The sequence below is a fragment of the Pseudomonas sp. SIMBA_041 genome (assembly GCF_046535095.1).
In the GTDB taxonomy this organism is placed as follows: domain Bacteria; phylum Pseudomonadota; class Gammaproteobacteria; order Pseudomonadales; family Pseudomonadaceae; genus Aquipseudomonas; species Aquipseudomonas mucoides.
The window spans coordinates 394,526-411,135 of sequence record NZ_JAWRXJ010000001.1 but is presented as its reverse complement, the minus strand read 5'-3'; the positions used below and the strand labels follow the sequence as shown (position 1 = coordinate 411,135).

Sequence of the window (16,610 nt, the reverse complement as noted above, 5' to 3'; positions counted from 1 at the left end):
CCCAATTCGCTTCTGTACTGACAAATCGCAGTCGCAAACCTCCCTTTTTTTTGCAAAAAAAATGGCGCCCCGAAGGACGCCATTTTTTAGCGGTTAAAAAAACCGTTTTACTTACGCTTCATCGACAAGAAGAACTCGTCGTTGGTCTTGGTCGTTTTCAGCTTGTCGACCAGGAACTCGATGGCAGCGATTTCGTCCATCGGGTGCAGCAGCTTGCGCAGGATCCACATGCGCTGCAACTCGTCGTCGGCCGTCAGCAACTCTTCGCGGCGGGTGCCGGAACGGTTGATGTTGATAGCCGGGAAGACGCGTTTTTCAGCGATACGACGGTCCAGAGGCAGTTCCATGTTGCCGGTGCCTTTGAATTCTTCGTAGATCACTTCGTCCATCTTCGAGCCGGTTTCAACCAGCGCGGTGGCGATGATGGTGAGCGAACCGCCTTCTTCGATGTTCCGCGCGGCGCCGAAGAAACGTTTCGGTTTCTCCAGGGCGTGGGCATCGACACCACCGGTGAGCACTTTGCCGGAGCTCGGGATCACGGTGTTGTAGGCGCGAGCCAGACGGGTGATGGAGTCGAGCAGGATCACCACGTCTTTCTTGTGTTCGACCAGGCGCTTGGCCTTCTCGATCACCATTTCGGCAACCTGCACGTGGCGGGTTGGCGGCTCATCGAACGTCGAGGCAACCACTTCGCCGCGCACGGTGCGCTGCATTTCGGTTACTTCTTCCGGACGTTCGTCGATCAGCAGCACGATCAGGTGAACTTCAGGATTGTTACGGGCGATGTTCGCTGCGATGTTCTGCAGCATGATGGTTTTACCGGCTTTCGGCGGTGCAACGATCAGACCGCGCTGGCCTTTGCCGATCGGGGCGCACAGGTCGATGACACGACCGGTCAGGTCTTCGGTGGAACCGTTGCCGGCTTCCATCTTCATGCGCACAGTCGGGAACAGCGGGGTCAGGTTCTCGAAGAGAATCTTGTTTTTCGCGTTCTCGGGACGATCGTAGTTGATCGTGTCGACCTTGAGCAGCGCGAAATAACGCTCGCCTTCCTTTGGAGGGCGGATCTTGCCAACGATGGTGTCACCGGTGCGCAAGTTGAAACGGCGGATCTGGCTCGGCGAGACGTAGATATCGTCCGGGCCGGCGAGATAGGAAGCGTCAGCGGAGCGCAGGAAGCCGAAGCCGTCCTGGAGAATCTCCAGCACGCCATCACCGGAGATTTCCTCGCCGCTTTTAGCGTGCTTTTTGAGCAGGGAGAAAATCACGTCCTGCTTGCGCGAACGGGCCATATTTTCTATGCCCATCTGTTCGGCCAATTCGAGCAGTTCGGTAATCGGCTTTTGCTTGAGTTCAGTCAGATTCATATAGGAATGACGTAATCATTTATGGAGGGGGGAAATTAAGCTTTTGGCTTAATGAGGCCGCGCCGCAGAGAAGGCGACAGGATCGCGTACTTATTCGAAAAGGAGTGCGTCGGCGACGGCTAGCAGGGGGCAATGGAGAAACCAGTGCGGGGCCGAATGTACCACCTGAGTTTCGGAGCGTCTAGCCCTGAATAACGAAAAGGCCCCGCAATGTGCGGGGCCTTTTTGATGACGCTTTGATCAACGCTTAGATGTTGGCGTCGAGGAAGGCAGCCAGTTGCGACTTGGACAGTGCGCCGACCTTGGTCGCTTCAACGTTGCCGTTCTTGAACAGCATCAGCGTCGGGATACCACGCACGCCATGCTTGGCCGGGGTTTCCTGGTTTTCGTCGATGTTCAGCTTGGCAACGGTCAGCTTGCCTTTGTAGGTTTCAGCAATCTCGTCCAGAACAGGAGCGATCATTTTGCATGGGCCGCACCATTCAGCCCAGTAGTCGACCAGTACAGCGCCTTCGGCCTTGAGTACGTCGGCCTCGAAGCTAGCGTCGCTAACGTGTTTGATAAGATCGCTGCTCATGGAAGTCTCCAGGTTGTAAGCAAAAAAACGTGGCCCATCATAGCCGCCCTTCCCTCGTTCAGGAAGGTGCAGATGATTGAGTCTCGCTATGGTGGTCCATGAGTTTGGGTATAGCTCAAGTCATGAGGTGGCGGGAGCGACGAAGGCAATACCTGTACGCAGCGCCGCGTTTCGTACATGTTCGTGCATCGCCTTCTGCGCAGCGCCAGAGGCCCGTCGAGTCAGCGCGCGGAGAATTTTGCGATGCTCTTGCCAGGTTTCCATGGCCCGCTCAGCCCGGATGAACGGTAGCTTCTGGCTCTCCAGAAAGATCTCGGCGCTGGCGGTCAGGATGCTCAGCATCGCCTGATTGCCGCTGGCCAGCAGGATGCGCCGGTGAAACTCGAAATCCAGCCGCGCCGCCGCCTCGAAGTCGCCGGCCTTCAATTCCCGGCGCATGGCTGCGACATTGTCTTCCAGCGCATCGAGCTCTTGTGTGCTCAAGGTAATGGCCGCCAAACCGGCGGCAAACCCCTCAAGGGCATAACGCAACTGGAAGATATCCAGTGGTGAGGCCTGGGCAGCGAACGGCCAGCTCACCGCCGCCTCGTCACCCGACAGGTCCACCGGCGCCTGCACGAACACACCTTTGCCTGGCTGGATACTGATCACGCCCAGCGCACTCAGCGACGACAACGCCTCACGCAATGACGCGCGACTGACCCCCAACTGCACCGCCAGGTCCCGTTGCGAGGGCAAGGCATCGCCTGGCCCGAAGCCTTGCTCGGTGATCAGTTTGCGGATGGCCTGCAGGGCCACTTCAGGAACGGCGCGGGAGATCGAATTCATGGTTTTTCAAACAAGCCAGGCCAATGAGTGCTCAGTTGTAAAGCTAATCGCGACGCCCGGCAAGTCGTGCCCCATGGGGGTTCGGCCGTTTCCGGCGGTGCGCTATCGGGGTGCGAAACACAAGTTGACTGTTCAGACCAGTAAGACCGATCGACGCCAGTAAACCCGCGGCCTGCGCCCCCTGAAACCGACTCTTGGCATGGCCCGTGCTCTGTCGATCCGCAGCATTCACTTTTCGCCGATCCGGAGATTTGCCATGACCCAGCGTTACAGCGCCCTCCTTGCCGCCCTGTTTGCCAGCCTGATGCTGAGCCAGGCGCCCGCCCACGCCGACGGTCTGGAGGATGTGGTCAAACGCGGCATTCTCAAAGTCGCCGTGCCACAGGACTTCCCGCCATTCGGCTCGGTCGGCCCGGACATGAAACCGCGCGGCCTGGACATCGATACCGCAAAACTGCTGGCCGATGAGCTCAAGGTCAAACTCGAACTGACCCCGGTCAACAGCACTAACCGTATCCCGTTCCTGACCACCGGCAAGGTGGACCTGGTGATCTCCAGCCTCGGCAAGAACCCCGAGCGCGAGAAAGTCATCGACTTCTCCAGCGCCTACGCGCCGTTCTACCTCGCCGTGTTCGGTCCGCCAGACGCTGATATCAAAAGCCTGGACGACCTCAAGGGTAAAACCGTCAGCGTCACCCGTGGCGCCATCGAAGACATCGAACTGACCAAGGTGGCCCCCGAAGGCGTGACCATCAAGCGCTTCGAAGACAACAACTCGACCATCGCCGCCTACCTCGCCGGCCAGGTTGACCTGATCGCCAGCGGCAACGTGGTGATGGTGGCGATCAGCGAGAAAAGCCCGAAACGTGTGCCCGCATTGAAAGTGAAGCTCAAGGATTCGCCGGTCTACGTGGGTGTGAACAAGAACGAGCCGGCGCTGTTGGGCAAGGTCAACCAGATCCTCGCCACCGCCAGGACGGATGGCGCACTGGAGAAAAACTCCCGGACCTGGCTGAAAGAACCGTTGCCGGCCGATCTCTGATTTTCGCCAAGGAGACTGAGCATGGCTTATCAGTTCGACTTTCTGCCGGTGGTGCAAAACACCGACCTGTTGCTGCGCGGTGCGCTGTTCACCCTTGAGTTGACGGCCATTGGCGCTGTGCTCGGCGTCAGTCTGGGCATCGTCGGCGCGCTGGTACGGGCGTGGAATATTCGCCCGTTCTCGACGATTTTCGGGGTTTACGTCGAGCTGATCCGCAACACCCCGTTTCTGGTGCAGTTGTTTTTCATCTTTTTCGGATTGCCCTCCCTGGGTGTGCAGATTTCTGAATGGCAGGCCGCCGTGCTGGCGATGGTGATCAACCTGGGCGCCTATTCCACCGAGATCATCCGTGCCGGCATCCAGGCGATTCCCCGTGGGCAGCTTGAAGCCGCAGCCGCCTTGGCGATGAACCGCTTCGAAGCGTTCCGCCACGTCGTCTTGCTGCCAGCCCTGGGCAAAGTCTGGCCGGCGCTGAGCAGCCAGATCATCATCGTCATGCTGGGTTCGGCCGTCTGCTCGCAGATCGCGACAGAAGAGTTGAGTTTCGCCGCCAACTTCATTCAATCGCGCAACTTCCGCGCCTTTGAAACCTATGCCCTGACCACCCTGCTCTACCTGTGCATGGCGCTCGTGATCCGCCAGTTACTGAACTGGATCGGGCGCCGCTACATCGCCAGGAGCAGCCAATGAGTGATTTCACCTTTTGGGACGTCGTGCGCAACTTGCTCACGGGCCTGCAATGGACCCTGGCGCTGTCGCTGGTGGCATTTATCGGCGGCGGCTTGATCGGTTTGCTGATCATGGTCATGCGCATTTCGAAAAAAGCCCTGCCGCGTAACATCGCCCGCACGTACATCGAGTTGTTCCAGGGCACGCCGCTGTTGATGCAGCTGTTCCTGGTGTTCTTCGGCGTCGCCTTGGCCGGTGTGGACATTTCGCCATGGATGGCGGCGGCGCTGGCCCTGACGCTGTTCACCAGCGCCTATCTGGCGGAAATCTGGCGCGGTTGCGTCGACTCGATCCCCAACGGCCAGTGGGAAGCATCATCAAGCCTGGCGCTCAATCCGTTGGAGCAACTGCGTTACGTGATCCTGCCGCAAGCGCTGCGGATCGCCGTGGCGCCGACCGTGGGGTTTTCGGTGCAAGTGGTCAAGGGCACCGCCGTGACCTCCATCATCGGTTTCACCGAACTGACCAAGACCGGCGGCATGCTCGCCAACGCCACCTTCGAACCCTTCATGGTGTATGGCCTGGTTGCCCTCGGCTACTTCCTGCTCTGCTACCCCTTGTCCCTCAGCGCGCGCTACCTGGAAAGGAGACTGCATGCCTCTGCTTAGAATTTCCGCCCTGCATAAATATTATGGCGATCACCATGTGCTCAAAGGCATCGACCTGAGCGTCGAGGAAGGCCAGGTGGTGGCGATCATCGGCCGTAGCGGCTCGGGCAAATCCACATTGTTGCGCACATTGAACGGCCTGGAGTCGATCAACGATGGCGTGATCGAAGTCGACGGCGAATACCTCGACGCCGCCCGCGCGGACTTGCGCAGCTTGCGGCAGAAAGTCGGCATGGTGTTCCAGCAATTCAACCTGTTCCCGCACCTGACCGTGGGCGAGAACGTCATGCTCGCGCCACAGGTGGTGCAGAAAGTACCGAAAGCCAAAGCAACCGAGCTGGCGCGGCAGATGCTGGAACGTGTCGGGCTGGGCGAAAAGTTTGACGCCTTCCCTGACCGGCTGTCCGGCGGGCAGCAACAGCGGGTGGCCATTGCACGGGCGCTGGCGATGTCGCCCAAGGTGTTGCTGTGCGATGAAATTACCTCGGCACTGGACCCTGAACTGGTCAATGAAGTGCTGAGTGTGGTTCGGCAACTGGCCAGGGATGGGATGACGCTGATCATGGTCACCCACGAAATGCGCTTTGCCCGGGAGGTAGGGGACAAGTTGGTGTTCATGCATCAGGGCAAGGTGCATGAGGTGGGGGATCCGAAAGTGCTGTTTGCCAATCCGCAGACGGCGGAGCTGGCGAATTTCATAGGGACGGTGGAAGCGGCAGGCTGAAGAATATTCAGGGCCTTCGCGGGCAAGCCCGCTCCCACAGGGTTCTCTGTTGGAACGCGATCATGTGCTCGACGCAAAAACCTGTGGGAGCGGGCTCGCCCGCGAAGAGGCCATCTGCAACGCCACGAATGCCCCCGCGATAAAAGATCGCAGCCTTCGGCAGCTCCTACGCGTTGGCGCCAGCCTTTGATCGTGGCACGATGTCGAGGTTATCGACCGAGACCCCCTGACCATGCCGCAATCCCAAGCCAAGAATCTGTCCCTGATCGCCGCAATCGACCTGGGCTCCAACAGCTTTCACATGGTCGTGGCCAAGGCCCAGAACGGCGAAATCCGTATTCTCGAGCGTCTCGGGGAGAAGGTTCAGCTGGCCGCCGGCATCGACGAAGAGCGCCATCTCAACGAAGAATCCATGCAACGCGGGCTCGACTGCCTCAAGCGCTTTGCCCAACTGATCAACGGCATGCCCACGGGCGCCGTGCGGATCGTCGGCACCAACGCCCTGCGCGAGGCCCGTAACCGCGCCGAATTTATCCGCCGCGCCGAAGACATCCTCGGCCATCCGGTGGAAGTCATCTCCGGCCGTGAAGAAGCGCGCCTGATTTACCTCGGCGTGTCCCACACCCTCGCCGACACCCCGGGCAAACGCCTGGTGGCCGACATCGGCGGCGGCAGTACCGAGTTCATCATTGGCCAGCGCTTCGAGCCGCTGTTGCGCGAAAGCCTGCAAATGGGCTGCGTCAGCTACACCCAGCGCTATTTCAAGGACGGCAAGATCACCCCGGCCCGTTACGCCCAGGCGTACACCGCGGCACGGCTGGAGATCATGAGCATCGAGCACGCCCTGCACCGCCTGACCTGGGATGAAGCCATCGGCTCCTCGGGCACCATCCGCGCCATCGGCCTGGCGCTGAAGGCCGGCGGCCACGGCACGGGCGAGGTGAATGCTGAGGGCCTGGCCTGGCTCAAACGCAAACTGATCAAGCTCGGCGACGTCGAGAAAATCGACTTTGACGGTATCAAGCCCGACCGCCGGGCGATTTTCCCGGCGGGTTTGGCAATCCTCGAGGCAATTTTCGACGCCCTCGAACTTCAGCGTATGGACCACTGCGAAGGCGCCCTGCGTGAAGGCGTGCTCTATGATCTACTGGGCCGTCATCACCACGAAGACGTCCGTGAGCGCACGCTCAGCTCGCTGATGGAGCGTTATCACGTCGACCTGGAACAAGCGGCGCGGGTCGAGCGCAAGGCCCTACACGCCTTCGATCAAGTGGCCAAGGATTGGGACCTGGATGACGGTGTCTGGCGCGAACTGCTGGGCTGGGCCGCCAAGGTCCACGAAGTGGGCCTGGACATTGCTCACTATCAGTACCACAAGCATGGCGCCTACCTGATCGAGCACTCTGACCTCGCCGGGTTCTCCCGCGAGGACCAGCAAATGCTCGCACTGCTGGTGCGCGGCCACCGACGCAACATTCCCAAGGACAAATTCGCCGAGTTCGGTGATGACGGCATCAAGCTGATTCGCCTGTGCGTGCTGCTGCGCTTTGCGATCCTGTTCCATCACATCCGCGGCACCCAGCAAATGCCTCAAGTGGAACTGCACGCCAATGGCAACAGCCTGGAGGTGGTGTTCCCGGACCAATGGCTGGACGAAAACCAACTGACCCAGGCCGACTTCGCCATCGAAGCGGAATGGCTCACCCGCGTCGACATTGTCCTGAACGCCCGCTGAAAACCCGCTAAACGTAAAAAGGGCGATCCAATGGATCGCCCTTTTTTGTGCCCGCGATTCAGCGAGCGACACACCTCCCCTGTGGGTTAGCGCACCGTCAGGATCGGGCTGCCCAAACGCTCCAACAAGGTTGCCTGCGCACTGCGCGGGTTCTGGTTGCCGGTTGGCGTGTTACGGATGTAACGACCGTCAGACTGCAGGCTCCAGCTGTGCGTGTTGTCGGTGAGGTACAGCTCCAGCTCTTTCTTGACCCGCACAATCAGCTTGCGACCTTCCACCGGGAAGCAGGTCTCGACGCGCTTGTCGAGGTTGCGCTCCATCCAGTCGGCACTGGAGAGGAACATCTGCTCGTCGCCGCCATTGAGGAAGTAGAAGACCCGGGTGTGCTCCAGAAAACGGCCGATGATCGAGCGCACGTGGATGTTGTGCGAAACCCCGGCGATGCCCGGACGCAAGCAGCACATGCCGCGTACGACGAGGTCGATGCGCACGCCCGACTGGCTGGCCTTGTACAGCGCGCGGATGATCTTCGGATCGGTCAGCGAGTTGAACTTGGCGATGATGTGCGCCGGTTTGCCGTCGAGGGCAAACTGAGTCTCCCGGGCAATCATGTCGAGCATGCCCTTCTTCAGCGTGAACGGCGCATGCAGCAGCTTCTTCATGCGCAGGGTCTTGCCCATGCCGATCAGCTGGCTGAACAGTTTGCCGACGTCTTCGCACAAGGCGTCGTCGGAGGTCAGCAGGCTGTAGTCGGTGTAGAGGCGCGCGTTGCCGGCGTGATAGTTGCCTGTGCCCAAGTGCGCGTAACGGACGATTTCCCCCGCCTCGCGACGCAGGATCAGCATCATCTTGGCGTGGGTCTTGAAACCGACCACGCCGTAGATCACCACCGCACCGGCCGCTTGCAGACGGCTGGCCAGTTGCAGGTTCGACTCTTCGTCAAAGCGTGCGCGCAATTCGATCACCGCCGTGACCTCTTTGCCGTTACGCGCGGCATCCACCAGCGCATCGACGATTTCCGAGTTGGCGCCCGAACGGTACAGGGTCTGGCGCACGGCCAGAACGTGCGGGTCCTTGGCGGCCTGACGCAGCAGGTCGACCACCGGGGTAAACGATTCGAACGGGTGCAACAGCAGGATGTCCTGCTTGCTGATCACGCTGAAGATGTTCTCGCTGTTTTGCAGCAGTTTCGGGATCTGTGGCGTGAATGGCAGGTATTGCAGCTCGCGCTGGCTGTCCAGGCCGGTGATGCTGAACAGACGCGTCAGGTTCACCGGACCGTTGACCTGATACAGCTCGGACTCGCTCAGGTTGAATTGCTTGAGCAGGTAGTCCGACAGGTGTTTCGGGCAGGTATCCGCCACTTCCAGACGCACCGCGTCACCGTAGCGACGCGAGAACAACTCACCGCGCAGTGCGCGGGCCAGGTCTTCCACATCCTCGGAATCCAGCGCCAGGTCGGCGTTTCGGGTCAGGCGGAACTGATAGCAGCCCTTGACCTTCATGCCCTGGAACAAGTCATCAGCGTGAGCGTGGATCATCGACGACAGGAACACATAGTTGTCGCCGGCGCCGCCGACCTCTTCCGGCACCTTGATCACTCGCGGCAGCAGGCGCGGTGCCGGGATGATCGCCAGACCGGAATCGCGACCGAAGGCGTCGATGCCTTCGAGTTCGACGATGAAGTTCAGGCTCTTGTTCACCAGCAACGGGAACGGGTGCGTCGGGTCGAGGCCGATCGGGGTGATGATCGGCGCGATCTCGTCGCGAAAATAACGGCGGACCCAGGTCTTGAGCTTGGTAGTCCAATAACGACGACGGATGAAGCGGACCTGATGTTTCTCCAGTTCCGGCAACAGAATGTCGTTGAGGATCGCGTACTGGCGGTCAACGTGACCGTGCACCAGCTCGCTGATGCGGGCCAGGGCCTGATGCGGTTGCAGGCCATCGGCGCCGGCTTGTTCACGGGCGAAGGTGATCTGCTTCTTCAGGCCGGCCACACGAATTTCGAAGAACTCGTCCAGGTTGCTGGAGAAGATCAGCAGAAATTTCAGCCGTTCCAGCAAAGGATAGGACTCATCCAGCGCCTGTTCCAGCACGCGGATGTTGAATTGCAGTTGCGAGAGCTCGCGGTGGATGTACAGGCTGCTGTCATCCAGACCGGGAATGGCAATCGCCGGCGCCGCGGCTGCGACAGCGGTTTCGGCCACCACCGCAGGCGGAGCAGGCTCCAGCTCCGGCGGGGTTTCGGCGATTTGCTCGACCAGGGGTTGAGCCTCTTTTACGGCAACTTCAGTGAGTCCTTCGGTATTCATGGAATGTTCCTGGGAGGGCTATTTCTGCTCTCGTAACAGTTGAGCGGCACGGACGGCGAAGTAAGTCAGGATGCCATCGGCGCCTGCACGTTTAAAAGCGGTCAGGGATTCGAGAATCACTCCTTCGCTCAACCAGCCATTCTGGATCGCCGCCATGTGCATGGCGTATTCGCCGCTGACTTGATAAACAAACGTCGGCACTTTGAATTCTTCTTTGACCCGGTAAAGGATGTCCAGGTACGGCATGCCTGGCTTGACCATGACCATGTCCGCGCCTTCTGACAAGTCCGCCGCCACTTCGTGCAGGGCTTCGTTGCTGTTGGCCGGGTCCATCTGATAGCTGGCCTTGTTGGCCTTGCCCAGGTTCAGCGCCGAACCGACCGCATCGCGGAACGGGCCATAGTAGGCGCTGGCGTATTTTGCCGAATAGGCCATGATCCGCACGTTGACGTGATCCGCCAGCTCCAGGGCTTCGCGGATCGCCTGGATGCGGCCGTCCATCATGTCCGAGGGGGCCACCACTTGGGCGCCGGCTTCGGCGTGGGACAGGGCCTGCCGGACCAGTGCATCGACGGTAATGTCGTTCTGCACGTAGCCTTCTTCGTCGATGATGCCGTCCTGGCCGTGGGTGGTAAACGGGTCCAGGGCAACGTCGGTGATCACCCCCAGTTCCGGGAACTGTGCGCGCAAGGCGCGCGTGGCGCGTTGGGCGATACCGTTCGGGTTCCAGGCTTCGGCGGCATCCAGTGTCTTGAGCTCCGGTGGCGTGACAGGGAACAGCGCCAGCGCCGGAATCCCCAGCTCGACCCATTTGGCCGCTTCTTCCAGCAAGAGGTCGATGGTCAGGCGTTCGACGCCCGGCATCGAGGCCACCGCTTCGCGACGGTTTTCACCGTCCAGGACGAACACCGGCAGGATCAGGTCGTCGACGGTCAGAACATTTTCACGGACCAACCGACGCGAAAAATCATCACGGCGGTTGCGGCGCAGGCGGGTTGCGGGGAACAGACGGTTGGCGGGGGTAAAGCTCACGACAGACTCCTGAGCCCGCGCTTACGGGCGAGCGTGACAGTTATAAGCGGCCATTATGACGAACGTATTACAGTTATGTGCACCCCTGTGACTAGGGGGCGTTCTCAATTAGTTTCCCCGCCGCGTTGTCGCCTTAAAGCGGGCCAGGCAAGACGCAGGCCGCTGGGAATGGTTGTTCCCTTTCCAAGGCCTGCAACGCAGCCTGGCCCGCTTTAAGGCACAACCCGAAGGGCCGGGGCTGCTGTTGTGCAGGGCTGCGTTGCTCGAAGCTTATTTGGAATGACCCAACCGCGCTTCTCGCGCCTTGACCTGCACAGCAGCAGACCCGGCGCGGTGGGGAAACTGATTGAGAACGCCCCCTATAGTCGCATTCCATTGTCGTTGTAGGAAATGTTCACGTCGAGACACATTTGGACACTTTCATGAATGTGCACGAAGGGTTAGGCTGCGCGTTCATTTCGCCAGCACCCAGACAATGCTCCAACAATTTCTGCATGACTTCGGCTACTTTGCCCTGTTTCTCGGCACGTTCTTCGAAGGCGAAACCATTCTTGTGCTCGCCGGCTTCCTCGCGTTCCGCGGATACATGGACATTAACCTGGTGGTAGTCGTGGCGTTCTTCGGCAGTTATGCCGGTGATCAGCTGTGGTACTTCCTGGGGCGCAAGCACGGGCGCAAACTGCTGGCCCGCAAGCCGCGCTGGCAGATGATGGGCGATCGGGCGCTGGAACATATCCGCAAACACCCGGACATCTGGGTGCTGAGCTTCCGCTTTGTCTACGGTTTACGCACGGTGATGCCGGTGGCCATCGGCCTGTCAGGCTATCCACCGGGACGTTATCTGCTGCTCAACGGCATTGGCGCGGCGGTCTGGGCGGCAGCCCTGGCGGCAGCGGCTTACCACTTTGGCGCCGTACTGGAAGGCATGCTCGGCAGCGTCAAGAAGTACGAACTGTGGGTGCTCGGCGCCTTGCTGGTACTGGGCCTGGGCCTGTGGCTGCGTCGGCGCTTCAAGAATGCCCGTCTGGCGAAAAAGATCTACGCCGACGAGCAAGCCCTGAAAGCCGCACGGGCTCACGCCGAAGTGCCTAAGACGCCAAACGAGTGAAGCGGTTTCTGCAGCAGTAGAGACCGATAACGCTCAGCAGACTGTAGCTGAGCAGGCCGATCCAGCCCACTGCGCTGGCCGGCCACAGCCCTGCCAACGGCGCCAGCCACACCAACGGCACGTTCGATACCAACCTCAGCAGCTCCAGCTTCAACGCCCACGGGCGATTTTCCAGGGCCACGCCCAACGTAAACAATCCCAGCGCCACCGCGCTCCAGCCGAGCACCAACGCGGCGGTTGGCAGGCTGCGCTCCAGATTCATCAAGTAGCTGCCCAGCGCGATGTAAGTGCAGAACTGTAACGCCACATACAGTTGCTGACGCCCGTCCAGCGGCACCTCGAATTTGCGGAACAGGTTCAAGTCGGGCTTGTTCATCGGGTACCTGGCCGCCACATCCGCCGGACGCCAACCGGTGCGCATGAACCAGATCCGCAGCTTGTCCCATGTGCGCTCGGCTCGCCGCGCGTCATTCCACAACTGCACATAGAACTGCACGTTGGCCCACAGCGGATTCCAGCTTGCCAACGGCGTAGTCACCCCGAAAATCACCGGTTCGTTGTCGTCCTCTTCCTGGAACGAGCCAAACAGACGGTCCCAAATAATGAACACCCCGCCGTAGTTGCGATCCATGTAGAGAGCGTTCTGCGCATGGTGAGCCCGATGATTGGACGGCGACACGAAGAACCATTCGAACCAGCCGAGCTTGGGAATGTGCCTGGTATGGACCCAGAACTGATACAGCAGATTCAGCGCTGCGACGCTGACGAAGACCAGCAGCGGCACGCCGAGCACGGCCATCGGCAGGTAGAAAATCCAGCCCAGCAGGAAGCCGGTACTGGTCTGGCGCAAGGCCGTGGACAGGTTGTACTCCTCGCTCTGGTGATGCACCGAGTGCGCGGCCCAGAGGATATTGCGTTCGTGGCCCATGCGGTGCAGCCAGTAGTAGCAGAAGTCGTAGAGAAAAAAGGCCAGCACCCAGACCCAGACGCTGTCGGCCGAGAGTTCGAACAGCGCCACATGCTCAAGGGCAAACCCGTAGGTCAGCAGCCCGACCCCCTTGGTCAACAAGCCCGTGGTGGTCGACAGCACACCGGTGCTCATGCTGTTGATCGCATCGGCCACACGATAATGGCTGACCCCGCGCCAACGATCGGCCAGCAGTTCGACAGCGATCAGCACAATGAAAAACGGCACCGCATACAGAATGAAGTCCATGACGCGCCCTGATCGGAATCTTGAGGACAGATGCTAGGTGTAGCCGCCCATTTACCCTATGGCAACGAGCGACAAATTAGTGGACATTTAACGCCATGAATCTGGAGAACAACCCATGAGCAAAAAAATTGCAGTGATCCTTTCCGGCTGTGGCGTGTACGACGGCGCCGAGATCCACGAAAGCGTGATTACCCTGCTGAGACTGGACCAGCGTGGCGCACAGGTGCAGTGCTTTGCGCCGAACATCGCGCAATTGCATGTGATCAATCACCTGACCGGTGAGGAAATGCCCGAGTCGCGCAACGTATTGGTGGAATCGGCGCGGATCGCCCGGGGCAATATCAAGGACATTCGCGACGCCGACGTCGACGATTTTGATGCGTTGATCGTGCCCGGCGGATTTGGCTCGGCCAAGAACCTGTCGAACTTTGCGATTGAAGGCGCCGGTTGCACGGTGCAGCCGGATGTCCTGGCGCTGACCGAAGCCTTTGCTGAAGCGGGCAAACCGGTCGGGTTGATGTGCATATCGCCCGCGCTGGCGGCGAAGATCTACGGCCCGGGGGTGAACTGCACCATCGGCAACGACGCCGAGACCGCGGCAGCCATGAACAAAATGGGCGCGACGCATACTGACTGCGCCGTAACTGAAATCGTCGAGGACAGGGCGCGAAAACTGGTGAGTACCCCAGCGTACATGCTGGCGCAAACCATCAGCGAAGCGGCGTCCGGTATCAACAAAATGGTCGACCGCGTCCTCGAACTGACCCACGAAAACGACGCCTGACCTCAATCCACTGTGGGAGCGAGCAGGCTCGCCCCCACAGGGGTCGACGCAAGGCTCAGGGCTTACGGGTCAGCCGGGTGAGTATCCGGTCCAGTGCATTGGCGAACGCCTGCTTCTCGCGCTCGCCAAACGGTGCCGGGCCACCGCCCATCTGCCCTTGTTCACGCAAATCGGTGAACAGGTTGCGCACCGCCAGCCGATCGCCCATGTTCTGCGCATCGAACTCCTTGCCTCGCGGGTCGAGTGCGGCCACGCCCTTCTTCACCAGGCGATCCGCCAATGGCACGTCGCTGCAAATCACCAGCTCACCCGGCACCGCATGCTCCACCAGGTAATCATCGGCGGCGTCCGGGCCACTCGGCACCACGATCAATTTCACCAGCGCCAGCCCCGGCTTGATCTGCGGCTGCCCCGCCACCAGCACCACTTCGTACTGGCGCTTGAGGGCGAATTTCACCACCAGATCCTTGGCCGCCCGAGGGCAGGCGTCAGCATCGATCCAGACTCGCATCATGTTTTCCTCTTCAAAAAAAATCGCGGGCAAGCCTCGCTCCCACAGGTTATACGCAATCCTGTGGGAGCGTGGTTTGCCCGCGATGATGAGCGCAGCGAATGCTGTTAAGAGGCGGCCACCCGCTGCTTCTCCGCCATCCGACTACGGCTATACAACACAACAATCGCAATGATCGCCACCGCCTGAGCACTCAGCGAATACGCATCCGCATGAATGCCCAGCCAGTCAAAATCAAAGAACGGCACCGGCCGCGTGCCGAAGATCCCCGCTTCCTGCAGCGCCTTCACGCCGTGCCCGGCGAACACCACTGACAACGCGCAGAGCAGGCCGGCGTTGATGCTGAAGAACAACGCCAGCGGCAACTTCGCCGAACCGCGCAGAATCACCCACGCCAGCCCCACCAACAGCACCAGCGCCGTCGCGCCGCCGGCCAACACCGCGTTGTGCCCCGCAGGCCCGGCCTGCAGCCATAGGGTTTCGTAGAACAGAATCACTTCGAACAACTCGCGATACACCGAGAAGAACGCCAGGATCGCGAAGCCGAAACGCCCGCCACCACCCACCAGGCTGCTCTTGATGTAATCCTGCCACGCCGCCGCATGGCGACGGTCATGCATCCACACGCCGAGCCAGAGCACCATGACCGAGGCAAACAGCGCCGTCGCGCCTTCCAGCAATTCGCGTTGCGAGCCGCTGACATCGATCACGTACGCCGCCAGCGCCCAGGTTCCCAGGCCGGCCAACAACGCCAGGCCCCAGCCGACGTTAACGCTGCGCACGGCCGATTGCTGGCCGGTGTTGCGCAGGAAGGCCAGAATCGCCGCCAGCACCAGAATCGCTTCCAGGCCTTCACGCAGCAAAATCAGCAACCCGGAGATGTAACTCAAGGTCCAGCTCAGGCCATCGCTGCCCAGCAAGTCGGCGGACTGCTTCAGCTTGGCCTTGGCCGTGTCCAGACGCTGCTGGGCCTGAGCCACCGGCAAACCATCCTGCAACGACTGACGGTACGCCATCAGCGATTTTTCAGTGTCTTTGCGCACGTTGGCGTCGACGTTGTCGAGGGAGCTTTCGACCAGCTCGAACCCTTCCAGATACGCCGCCACCGACAGGTCATAGGCCTGATCGTGATCGCCGGCACGGTAGGCGGCGATGCTTTTGTCCAAGGTGGCCGCCGTGTAATCCAGCAACTGCCCCGGGCCGCGCTTGACCTGCGGCGGTTGCGCCCGTTGCGCGCGGAAGGTCGCGGCCGCTTGCGGACCTTCAGCGGCCTGCACTTCGGCTGGCGTCTGACGTGCCAGGTCGGCGATGTTGTAGGTTTTCTCGGATTTTGCCGCGGCCGGATCGGCGCTGAAGCTGGCGATGTAGGTCGCCAGGTCCCAGCGCTGACGATCATCGAGCTGGTCAGCGAAGGACGGCATGTCGGTGCCTTCAACGCCCATGCCCAGCGTGTTGTAGATCGCATAGAGGCTCAGACGGTCCAGTCGCGCGGCATCGCGCAGATTGGCCGGCGGTGGCGTCATACCGACACCTGCCGGGCCGTCACCAGCGCCCGCATCGCCATGGCACACCGAGCATTGCTGGGCATACAGCGGCGCGCCGCGGGTCGGATCCGGCGTGATGACCGGGGCTTGGCTGACCTCATAAGTCACCGCCAGTTTTGCCCCCAGCTGTCGCGCCTGATGGGCGACGTCCGCGCCATCTTTGCGAGCGGAGATCGCAGCGCCAAGACTGCTGACGCCCTGCTCCAGTTCTGCGCGTTCAGGTTTGGCCGGCAAATCGGCGATCAAACCTTGCAACACCTTTAGGAATTCCTGCTGTTCGCGGTATTCAGACTCATCGATGACTTTGCCCGCCTCGACCGTCGCCGGGTAATCAGCGCCAATGTAATCGAGCAAATGCAGGGCCTTCGGCGCACCTTCCGTGGTTTCGGCCTGCGCATTGAAGCTGCAAAACGCGATCACCGACAGCACGAGCCACGCCGGAAAACGAGAGGAGGCAATCATGAATAAATCTCAAATGGAAATACGAAGT

At 60.5% G+C, this 16,610-nt stretch carries 15 protein-coding genes; 7 read left to right on the top strand and 8 right to left on the bottom strand.

The window, feature by feature from the left end; translation table 11 throughout:
* Positions 1 to 107: 107 nt before the first annotated feature.
* The 3 genes from rho to SB725_RS01910 form a co-directional block, all read right to left on the bottom strand.
* Complete coding sequence (gene rho / locus SB725_RS01920; protein ID WP_007942421.1) at positions 108 to 1,367, bottom strand: transcription termination factor Rho; 1,260 nt, start codon at positions 1,365 to 1,367, stop codon at positions 108 to 110.
* A 247-nt stretch (positions 1,368 to 1,614) separates the two neighbouring features.
* On the bottom strand, positions 1,615 to 1,944 hold the full coding sequence (gene trxA / locus SB725_RS01915; protein ID WP_003206727.1) for a thioredoxin TrxA: 330 nt from the start codon (positions 1,942 to 1,944) through the stop codon (positions 1,615 to 1,617).
* Between the two features lie 120 nt (positions 1,945 to 2,064).
* Positions 2,065 to 2,772: a FadR/GntR family transcriptional regulator gene (locus tag SB725_RS01910; protein ID WP_027926444.1), complete on the bottom strand. Its 708-nt coding sequence runs from the start codon at positions 2,770 to 2,772 to the stop codon at positions 2,065 to 2,067.
* A gap of 256 nt (positions 2,773 to 3,028) precedes the next feature.
* On the opposite strand from SB725_RS01910, the gene SB725_RS01905 reads away from it, so the two are divergent.
* The 5 genes from SB725_RS01905 (at position 3,029) to ppx (ending at position 7,610) form a co-directional block, all read left to right on the top strand.
* Entirely contained in the window at positions 3,029 to 3,814 is a 786-nt protein-coding gene (locus SB725_RS01905) for a transporter substrate-binding domain-containing protein (RefSeq protein WP_027926443.1), read from the top strand.
* 21 nt (positions 3,815 to 3,835) lie between these two features.
* Positions 3,836 to 4,504: an amino acid ABC transporter permease gene (locus tag SB725_RS01900; protein WP_027926442.1), complete on the top strand. Its 669-nt coding sequence runs from the start codon at positions 3,836 to 3,838 to the stop codon at positions 4,502 to 4,504.
* On the top strand, positions 4,501 to 5,151 hold the full coding sequence (locus tag SB725_RS01895; protein ID WP_027926441.1) for an amino acid ABC transporter permease: 651 nt from the start codon (positions 4,501 to 4,503) through the stop codon (positions 5,149 to 5,151). Before SB725_RS01900 ends, SB725_RS01895 begins: the two co-directional genes overlap by 4 nt.
* Positions 5,138 to 5,875 carry an amino acid ABC transporter ATP-binding protein gene (locus SB725_RS01890; protein WP_027926440.1) on the top strand — a complete coding sequence of 246 codons (738 nt, stop codon included), beginning with the start codon at positions 5,138 to 5,140 and terminating at the stop codon, positions 5,873 to 5,875. The genes SB725_RS01895 and SB725_RS01890 overlap by 14 nt, the downstream gene beginning before the upstream one ends.
* A gap of 232 nt (positions 5,876 to 6,107) precedes the next feature.
* Entirely contained in the window at positions 6,108 to 7,610 is a 1,503-nt protein-coding gene (gene ppx / locus SB725_RS01885; protein WP_027926439.1) for an exopolyphosphatase, read from the top strand.
* An 86-nt stretch (positions 7,611 to 7,696) separates the two neighbouring features.
* Here ppx and ppk1 read toward each other — a convergent pair whose 3' ends face one another.
* A complete protein-coding gene (gene ppk1 / locus SB725_RS01880; protein ID WP_059181977.1) occupies positions 7,697 to 9,925 on the bottom strand; it encodes a polyphosphate kinase 1 in 2,229 nt (742 codons plus the stop codon).
* Positions 9,926 to 9,943: 18 nt separating this feature from the next.
* Positions 9,944 to 10,957, bottom strand: a complete 1,014-nt coding sequence (gene hemB / locus SB725_RS01875; protein ID WP_027926437.1) for a porphobilinogen synthase — start codon at positions 10,955 to 10,957, stop codon at positions 9,944 to 9,946.
* A 475-nt stretch (positions 10,958 to 11,432) separates the two neighbouring features.
* On the opposite strand from hemB, the gene SB725_RS01870 reads away from it, so the two are divergent.
* Complete coding sequence (locus SB725_RS01870; RefSeq protein ID WP_027926436.1) at positions 11,433 to 12,065, top strand: DedA family protein; 633 nt, start codon at positions 11,433 to 11,435, stop codon at positions 12,063 to 12,065.
* Here SB725_RS01870 and SB725_RS01865 read toward each other — a convergent pair.
* Positions 12,046 to 13,281, bottom strand: coding sequence for a sterol desaturase family protein (locus SB725_RS01865; RefSeq protein ID WP_027926435.1), 1,236 nt, complete (start codon positions 13,279 to 13,281; stop codon positions 12,046 to 12,048). The two genes, SB725_RS01870 and SB725_RS01865, sit on opposite strands and share 20 nt — an antisense overlap.
* Before the next feature lie 115 nt (positions 13,282 to 13,396).
* On the opposite strand from SB725_RS01865, the gene elbB reads away from it, so the two are divergent.
* Positions 13,397 to 14,065, top strand: a complete 669-nt coding sequence (elbB, locus tag SB725_RS01860; RefSeq protein ID WP_027926434.1) for an isoprenoid biosynthesis glyoxalase ElbB — start codon at positions 13,397 to 13,399, stop codon at positions 14,063 to 14,065.
* A gap of 55 nt (positions 14,066 to 14,120) precedes the next feature.
* Here elbB and SB725_RS01855 read toward each other — a convergent pair whose 3' ends face one another.
* Both SB725_RS01855 and SB725_RS01850 read right to left on the bottom strand, forming a co-directional pair.
* Positions 14,121 to 14,576, bottom strand: a complete 456-nt coding sequence (locus SB725_RS01855) for a YaiI/YqxD family protein (RefSeq protein ID WP_027926433.1) — start codon at positions 14,574 to 14,576, stop codon at positions 14,121 to 14,123.
* Between the two features lie 107 nt (positions 14,577 to 14,683).
* Entirely contained in the window at positions 14,684 to 16,582 is a 1,899-nt protein-coding gene (locus SB725_RS01850; RefSeq protein ID WP_027926432.1) for an FTR1 family protein, read from the bottom strand.
* Positions 16,583 to 16,610: the final 28 nt, after the last annotated feature.

Excerpts from the sequence above, each read along its gene's own strand:
- rho (WP_007942421.1), bottom strand. The coding sequence starts at position 1,367 with ATGAATCTGACTGAACTCAAGCAAAAGCCGATTACCGAACTGCTCGAA.
- trxA (WP_003206727.1), bottom strand. The coding sequence starts at position 1,944 with ATGAGCAGCGATCTTATCAAACACGTTAGCGACGCTAGCTTCGAGGCC.
- SB725_RS01910 (WP_027926444.1), bottom strand. The coding sequence starts at position 2,772 with ATGAATTCGATCTCCCGCGCCGTTCCTGAAGTGGCCCTGCAGGCCATC.
- SB725_RS01905 (WP_027926443.1), top strand. The coding sequence starts at position 3,029 with ATGACCCAGCGTTACAGCGCCCTCCTTGCCGCCCTGTTTGCCAGCCTG.
- SB725_RS01900 (WP_027926442.1), top strand. The coding sequence starts at position 3,836 with ATGGCTTATCAGTTCGACTTTCTGCCGGTGGTGCAAAACACCGACCTG.
- SB725_RS01895 (WP_027926441.1), top strand. The coding sequence starts at position 4,501 with ATGAGTGATTTCACCTTTTGGGACGTCGTGCGCAACTTGCTCACGGGC.
- SB725_RS01890 (WP_027926440.1), top strand. The coding sequence starts at position 5,138 with ATGCCTCTGCTTAGAATTTCCGCCCTGCATAAATATTATGGCGATCAC.
- ppx (WP_027926439.1), top strand. The coding sequence starts at position 6,108 with ATGCCGCAATCCCAAGCCAAGAATCTGTCCCTGATCGCCGCAATCGAC.
- ppk1 (WP_059181977.1), bottom strand. The coding sequence starts at position 9,925 with ATGAATACCGAAGGACTCACTGAAGTTGCCGTAAAAGAGGCTCAACCC.
- SB725_RS01870 (WP_027926436.1), top strand. The coding sequence starts at position 11,433 with ATGCTCCAACAATTTCTGCATGACTTCGGCTACTTTGCCCTGTTTCTC.
- SB725_RS01865 (WP_027926435.1), bottom strand. The coding sequence starts at position 13,281 with ATGGACTTCATTCTGTATGCGGTGCCGTTTTTCATTGTGCTGATCGCT.
- elbB (WP_027926434.1), top strand. The coding sequence starts at position 13,397 with ATGAGCAAAAAAATTGCAGTGATCCTTTCCGGCTGTGGCGTGTACGAC.
- SB725_RS01855 (WP_027926433.1), bottom strand. The coding sequence starts at position 14,576 with ATGCGAGTCTGGATCGATGCTGACGCCTGCCCTCGGGCGGCCAAGGAT.
- SB725_RS01850 (WP_027926432.1), bottom strand. The coding sequence starts at position 16,582 with ATGATTGCCTCCTCTCGTTTTCCGGCGTGGCTCGTGCTGTCGGTGATC.